Annotated in this window: 8 protein-coding genes; 2 read left to right on the forward strand and 6 right to left on the reverse strand. The window is 34.0% G+C overall.

What is annotated here, in order from left to right:
* Positions 1–6: 6 nt before the first annotated feature.
* Both ACP5SL_RS04135 and ACP5SL_RS04140 read right to left on the reverse strand, forming a co-directional pair.
* Entirely contained in the window at positions 7–372 is a 366-nt protein-coding gene (locus ACP5SL_RS04135; RefSeq protein WP_014558451.1) for a hypothetical protein, read from the reverse strand.
* 77 nt (positions 373–449) lie between these two features.
* Entirely contained in the window at positions 450–1,820 is a 1,371-nt protein-coding gene (locus ACP5SL_RS04140) for a hypothetical protein (protein WP_428228217.1), read from the reverse strand.
* A 120-nt stretch (positions 1,821–1,940) separates the two neighbouring features.
* Between ACP5SL_RS04140 and ACP5SL_RS04145 the strand changes: the two genes are divergently transcribed.
* Together ACP5SL_RS04145 and ACP5SL_RS04150 are read left to right on the forward strand one after the other, a co-directional pair.
* Entirely contained in the window at positions 1,941–2,219 is a 279-nt protein-coding gene (locus ACP5SL_RS04145; protein ID WP_193803295.1) for a lipoate protein ligase C-terminal domain-containing protein, read from the forward strand.
* A 2-nt stretch (positions 2,220–2,221) separates the two neighbouring features.
* Positions 2,222–2,992: a lipoate--protein ligase family protein gene (locus tag ACP5SL_RS04150; RefSeq protein WP_158308339.1), complete on the forward strand. Its 771-nt coding sequence runs from the start codon at positions 2,222–2,224 to the stop codon at positions 2,990–2,992.
* Between the two features lie 26 nt (positions 2,993–3,018).
* Here ACP5SL_RS04150 and ACP5SL_RS04155 read toward each other — a convergent pair whose 3' ends face one another.
* The 4 genes from ACP5SL_RS04155 to cas4 are packed head-to-tail and all read right to left on the reverse strand — an operon-like array spanning position 3,019 to position 5,866.
* Positions 3,019–4,056, reverse strand: coding sequence for a V-type ATPase subunit (locus ACP5SL_RS04155; RefSeq protein WP_014558447.1), 1,038 nt, complete (start codon positions 4,054–4,056; stop codon positions 3,019–3,021).
* Positions 4,043–4,378, reverse strand: coding sequence for a hypothetical protein (locus ACP5SL_RS04160; RefSeq protein ID WP_014558446.1), 336 nt, complete (start codon positions 4,376–4,378; stop codon positions 4,043–4,045). The genes ACP5SL_RS04155 and ACP5SL_RS04160 overlap by 14 nt, the downstream gene beginning before the upstream one ends.
* A 58-nt stretch (positions 4,379–4,436) precedes the next feature.
* Positions 4,437–5,282: a tRNA (adenine-N1)-methyltransferase gene (locus tag ACP5SL_RS04165; RefSeq protein ID WP_428228218.1), complete on the reverse strand. Its 846-nt coding sequence runs from the start codon at positions 5,280–5,282 to the stop codon at positions 4,437–4,439.
* Positions 5,234–5,866: a CRISPR-associated protein Cas4 gene (gene cas4 / locus ACP5SL_RS04170; protein ID WP_014558444.1), complete on the reverse strand. Its 633-nt coding sequence runs from the start codon at positions 5,864–5,866 to the stop codon at positions 5,234–5,236. The genes ACP5SL_RS04165 and cas4 overlap by 49 nt, the downstream gene beginning before the upstream one ends.
* Positions 5,867–6,000 lie beyond the last annotated feature (134 nt).

The following is a 6,000-nucleotide window of genomic DNA, read 5'->3' on the forward strand; positions in this document are numbered from 1 at the left end:
TTAAACCTAATTCTCGTCTTTTAGTGAGGGAGTTTCAGTTGTAAGCTTTAAGATAGAATGCAAATATCCTAAAAGAGATCCTAAAAGAAATGCATAAACTACTTCGGTTCTACCAATTAAAACTTCATATACAAAAAGAAGGAAGAAACCTGAAATTACAAAACTTAACACGAATCTTGTCGGATAAAAAAACACCTTAAGAAAGAAAGTCAACATCCAAATTATAATACTGCCTATCAATAATTCATATGACTTTAAAGAAAGGAGGGTATTTTTAAAATATAAGTCTATAATGATTAAAATAACTCCTGAAAGTATGCCTAAACTCGCTGTTTTCAGTACAGTTTTTTTGCCTTCTTTGCTATCGCTCAAATTACATGCACCCTTTATAAAAAACAGACACTTACAAGTTAACTTAATGATTTAAAATTATTTTTGTAAAATTTTTCTCATTTGACAAAATAAACGTAACCTTCTATGCCCTTCTTTTTTGAAAGAAGATTTTTTTCAGTAAGCATGTTTAATAATACACTTGAAAGGTTGCTTTCTAATATAGATGAAAGGTCTGAAGGCTCGATGCATCCGTTTATCCTCAAAAGCATGCTTATTTTTTCAGAAACAATTTTTGAAATTGAACCCCTAAGCAGTGGAAAATAAGTATTAATATATCCTTCTATAATTCCAGCATGCAATTCTGCAGGATGGCATGAGCTATATATCGAATCGTTGACAATAGTTTTCCTCAAGATTTTGGTTTTTAGCATAAGGTTATCTAAGGATATGATAGACCTTGTCCTCATTTCATATGGATTTGACGAATTCTTTATTTCCCTCAGCTCTTTCATCGATAAGTCCATAAATTCTTTTAATTTATAATTATTTGTCATCCCTTTCAATTGAGTAATTCCGCTTTCAACCTCACTAAAGCTATAGCTACCGCGATCTATATATTCTTTTTTTCCGATGAGGCTGAACAAGGACTCGCTTAAAGATAAAGCTATTCCGTACAAATAATAGGTGAGAAAGCTTGTAACAATAGTATCAATCGGTTTTGTAGAACTTCTCACTTCTTTATCCTCAATAATCATTCTCAGCGTATTGAGCCAATAAAAGACTCCTCCATATAATTCTCTGTTAGGTCTTCTGTACAGGACCCGCAACGGACAAATGATATTCGGATCAAAAATGCATCTAGCGCTTCCCGAATATGAATAACATTGAAGTTTAAAGCCCTTTTCTGGGCATCTATTTCCTTTTATTGTTACGGGGAGGTCTATTACATATAATAGCTTTCTATAAACTTTTAGAAGGGAAAAAGCAGCATATGATAGAAGAGGAAAATAATTACGAATTTCAAAGAATGACTGAACCGCTCTTTGATCGGACTGGCGGAAGTCGCTAAATGACTCTGATGGTATTAGCACTGAATTTTTATACCTAACTCCTAAGATAATACCAAAAGGAATAGACACTGGTTCAAAATTCTTAATTTTGCTATATTTAGAACTTTTCAGAATTTCAGATAGATTTATCTTACCTTTCATAACTAGCTTTTCCTTGCCTGAAGAAATGACATTTTCAAGTGACTCTTCTGCCTTTTCTAAGTATTTCCACTTATCAACTTTCCTTATTGGCATAAAGTCTTCTGCAAGCAACACTCCTTTAGAACATCTGTTCCTATCAATGCACTCTTCTATTTTCCTCAAAACATCAGATAGAACGAGCTCCTCCTTCTTATACTCGATGACATCATTTTCACATATATTTAGATAGCCGATGCTCTTGCAATTGATGCTTTTATTGCTTAATTCTTCACTCAATTAGCAACAGCCTCTATTAAAGAGATAACCGAAAGTATTTAAGCAGACTATTTTATATTAATTTTTAAAATTTAACGATCTATAAAGTTATTTGTAAATAAATATCAGTGGTCGAAAGTAATGAGAGAAACATATAGTGAATACAAAGCGAAGAAAGGACTTTTGAAGAGCCGGGTATTACTCAGTGACGATGATAAGATTGAAAAAATCGAGATAACTGGGGACTTCTTCATTTATCCCGAGGAATTTTTATGGATATTGGAGGAAAGGCTTAAAGGAACAAAATTTGATGAAAATGCGGTAAAAGAAGTAGTAACTAAGCTGATTGATGAGCTCGGTGCTGAATTTGTTGGAATGACTCCAGATGATCTCGTAAGAGCTATAATTGGTGGTGAATGAAATTGGGCGAATTGAGGGTATTACTAGAGGAAAGACCTGAGGATCCTTATATGAATTTATCAATTGAGGAAGCACTTTTTATAAGCAGGTGCAGAGATGATGGAGATGACATCTTAAGAATATGGAGAAATAAAAATGCTGTTGTAATAGGAGTTTTTCAGGTTCCAGAAGAAGAAGTAGATCTTGAATATGCGAAAAATAACGGAATAGCGATAACAAGAAGATTCACAGGAGGAGGAGCGGTGTACCACGATTTAGGTAATATTAACTTCGCTTTTTCAACAAAGGTGCCGGAGGGAGAAAAGGGGGGAGTTGACTACCTTTTTAATTATCTAATAAACGGTGCAATATATGCATTGGAAAAGCTGGGCTTCTCTCCTAAAAAAGAAAATTATAATGATATCATCATAGATGGGAAAAAAATTATTGGAATTGCAGGAAGCATAAGAAGAAACTGCGCATTTATTCACGGAGCTATGTTATACAATACAAATCTAAGCGTGCTTTCAAGCGTCCTTAAAGTTCCCCTAAAAAAGCTCGCAGAAAAGAAAGTTAGCTCCGTAAAATATAGGGTGACTACAATTTCTCAAATCAGGAATGATATAAGAGAGAGAGACGTAGTCAATGCTCTAATTTATGGATTTATGAGAGTAAAGGATTTGAAAGGATTCTACTTAGATTTTCTATCGGAAAAAGAGTTTGATTTATCACTTGAATTATATAAAAACAAATACTCTACTTATGAATGGAACTACGAGAGAAAAAGACCATAAGCGAAGCAATTATTTTTCGAGGCATCTTAAAGAACGAGATTTTCTAATATAATCTCTTCACTTATGTTGCTGCTTTTTCCAATAAGTATGGACATCAAATTGTCCCTCTGAATTAAGAGGAGCAATACGTATCCAAGACTGAGAGCCGGTGAAAACGGATACTTTCCGAACTGGTGTTCAGCCAAGTTCCTGATTTTTCTCTTTATATTAAAACTTACGTCTTTCTTCTCATCTTTTTCAGATTTTATATTCAGTTTTGAAGCTAGCAATTCAAATGAACTTTCATAACTCCCAGAAATTAGAGAATTTGATATATCTTTACCATTTATAAAGAAGCCATTGTATTCCAATGCGATATGCTCGATGGATTTTTTATCATTGCACATTTTATGAGCGTTGATAAATTCCTCAACTGCTTTCATGTCCATATATGCGCCTAAAAGTTCCCTGACCATCATGTAGTTGAACGTATCAATTTCGCTAAAAGCGGACTTTATCTTTTTCGCATAAAACATCGTTCCTAGGATCTGATATAGAGAAAAACACGAGCTTTGTTCGGCAAGCTGTTTGTACTTACCCAGCTCGGCGACAATTTCATACCCAAAAAAATACTTCATAAGCAAAGCTATGCTGTTTGGATCTTCATTTAATGTTACAGAACCCGAATCTATTCCCTTTTTCAGCTTAGAAAATGTTTCATCAGAAAGTATGAAGCCCGCATAGGATATATTTTTTTTATTTTGGTATATTTTCACTACAGAAAGCAATGCACTCATGTTAAGCCAATTATAAAAGCTTCCTACTAATGAAGATGTTTCTTCTGGAGCAATCTTTATAATTTCTTCTATCATACTTAGAGTAAATTTTTCGATCTGGGTTGCAATCATATCGACATTGATTTCCGATTTTTCTCCGCTTATTTTAATTCCAGACTGCTCCAAAATGCTTATGATCTTCTCAAGTTCGTTTGTCTCAATTATCGATTTGTAGCTGTTAAAATTTAACAATTTGGACTTCCAATAGTAGAGCTTAGGCGTCAAATATGAATAATCAAGCTCTCTCATCGAATTTCCCCAGAAAGGACTTTAAAGCCTCTTCAACAGCTAATTTGAATTTTCTCTCCTTTGCTTCTTCAATTTTGGCCAATTCTTCTTTGAGCTTTTTGTTGTATTCTTCCTCAACTTCCTTAGATTCGTTTTTGAGCTTTTCGTCTATTTCCTTTTTGGCTGAGATTACAATCGCATTTGCTACTTCGTTCAGCATTTTCGCATTTCTCTCTGCAACTTCAATTAAATTCGAGAACTTCTTTTCATAAGTGCTTTTTAATTCCTCAACGTCTTTTTCAAAATCGGTGATTATCTTGATTGATTCGCTAATTCTTTTCATATCATACCGCCAAAAATCAAAACATTGTTTTAAAATTTCTAATTTTTATTTAATAAGTTTACTCCGATATTTTAACCAATGAAATAATATAACCCGTGAATGATGATTGGATAGGGCTAGGTCTGAGCGCATCTTTTGAAACCGCATATTCTCTGCTAAACGTCTCGAATATTCTGTTTATTTTAAATTTGCTGGAATCATCTATTGAGGCAAGGAATTTAATCACTTGATTTAAGGTTGGTACGAATATGACAATTCTTGCGTCTGGGGCTAAGGATGGATATATTGCATTAACTGCATTCCAAGGATCGGGGAGGTCTAAAAAGAAGGCGTTAAGATCGCTCTCATCAATGCCTTCCTTTACATCTTTCTTTCTGATCTTTCCACTAACATCGTACCCAAGAAGAGAGAGGTTATTTATAGCTGTTTCTATCATATCATCTCTCAAATCATAGCCGTAATATTCTCCCTCATTTCCAATAACGCTTAGTATATGGGCTGCAAGAAACCCGGATCCTACTCCAGCCTCGCCTACTTTATCTCCTCTTTTTAACCCTGCTTCAGAAATAATCGCATATGCGTCTTTAGGATAGATGACTTGACTTTTCCTTTTGAAAAGAGAATATATTATTTCGTCAATTGTAGGCTTCTGAACAAGAATTCTCGCACCGCTATTAGTTTTTACAAATTTCCCTAACAGGTTTTTGCCTATTATATCGTCATGCTTAATTCTTCCATACTTGCTTTCAGTATATTTTCCTCTTTTCAGGACTACAAGCTTCTTCGTATTGTCTGGAAAAAAGAGCACTACGGGCATTCCTTCATCTAGCAATATTCCCGACCTCAAAGATTTTTTTATTCCAATCTGTACGGACAGAGCTTGCTGAATATACAGTTCTTGCACTCCCAATCCCATCTAGGGGCATATTTTTTAGATAAGTAGTCAAATACCAGCTTACTCAGATCCAAATTGTCCTTTTTTATTGGAAACTCTGCTATTCTATCGGGAGAGACATAAATAAGAGTGCCCTTGCTGATATTGGTCATAGAGAGGTAAATTTTTAGTTGAAGAATATGATGATCATGAGGTATCCCTAAGCTACTTTTTGCTGTTTTTATTTCAATCACTTCCTCCCCTTCTTTATAAGCATCCATTCTTCCCTTTAGAACAAACTCTTCGGAGTTTATATATATCTTCTCTGAAATTTCCTTTTCTATCTCATAACCCAAGTCCTTTAAATAGAGTTGTAACCCCTTATGGATCAGCTCTCCCTGAATAGCCTGCGGTTCAAAAATAAAAGAAATTTCAGGATATTGCATTCTGAAAAGCCTTTTCAATGGACAGTAAACCAGATCTGAGACATATATAATGTTTGGATTTTTTATTTCTGATAGTCTATCATTGAACTCTTTCAGTTTCTCCTCATAGACTTTCTTGATTACAATATTGGAAAAGTTTAACTGGTCAAATGGAACATTTTCAGTCATCTTTTATCATCATTGCATATTGCTTCAGGGGTAATACCATTCATCATTATTTAATTATTACTAATTTCATAATTTATTTACTTTTAGATCTGTATAAAGACCTTCAACTTTAGCTTTTGATAGCGGATTTGTTA

It is taken from the genome of Fervidicoccus sp. (assembly GCF_049967375.1).
Taxonomy (GTDB): Archaea; Thermoproteota; Thermoprotei_A; order Sulfolobales; family Fervidicoccaceae; genus Fervidicoccus; species Fervidicoccus fontis.

What these genes read in the sequence shown, in the direction of transcription:
- ACP5SL_RS04145 (WP_193803295.1), top strand. Translation starts at nt 1,941, where the DNA reads ATGAGAGAAACATATAGTGAATACAAAGCGAAGAAAGGACTTTTGAAG.
- ACP5SL_RS04155 (WP_014558447.1), bottom strand. Translation starts at nt 4,056, where the DNA reads ATGAGAGAGCTTGATTATTCATATTTGACGCCTAAGCTCTACTATTGG.
- ACP5SL_RS04160 (WP_014558446.1), bottom strand. Translation starts at nt 4,378, where the DNA reads ATGAAAAGAATTAGCGAATCAATCAAGATAATCACCGATTTTGAAAAA.
- cas4 (WP_014558444.1), bottom strand. Translation starts at nt 5,866, where the DNA reads ATGACTGAAAATGTTCCATTTGACCAGTTAAACTTTTCCAATATTGTA.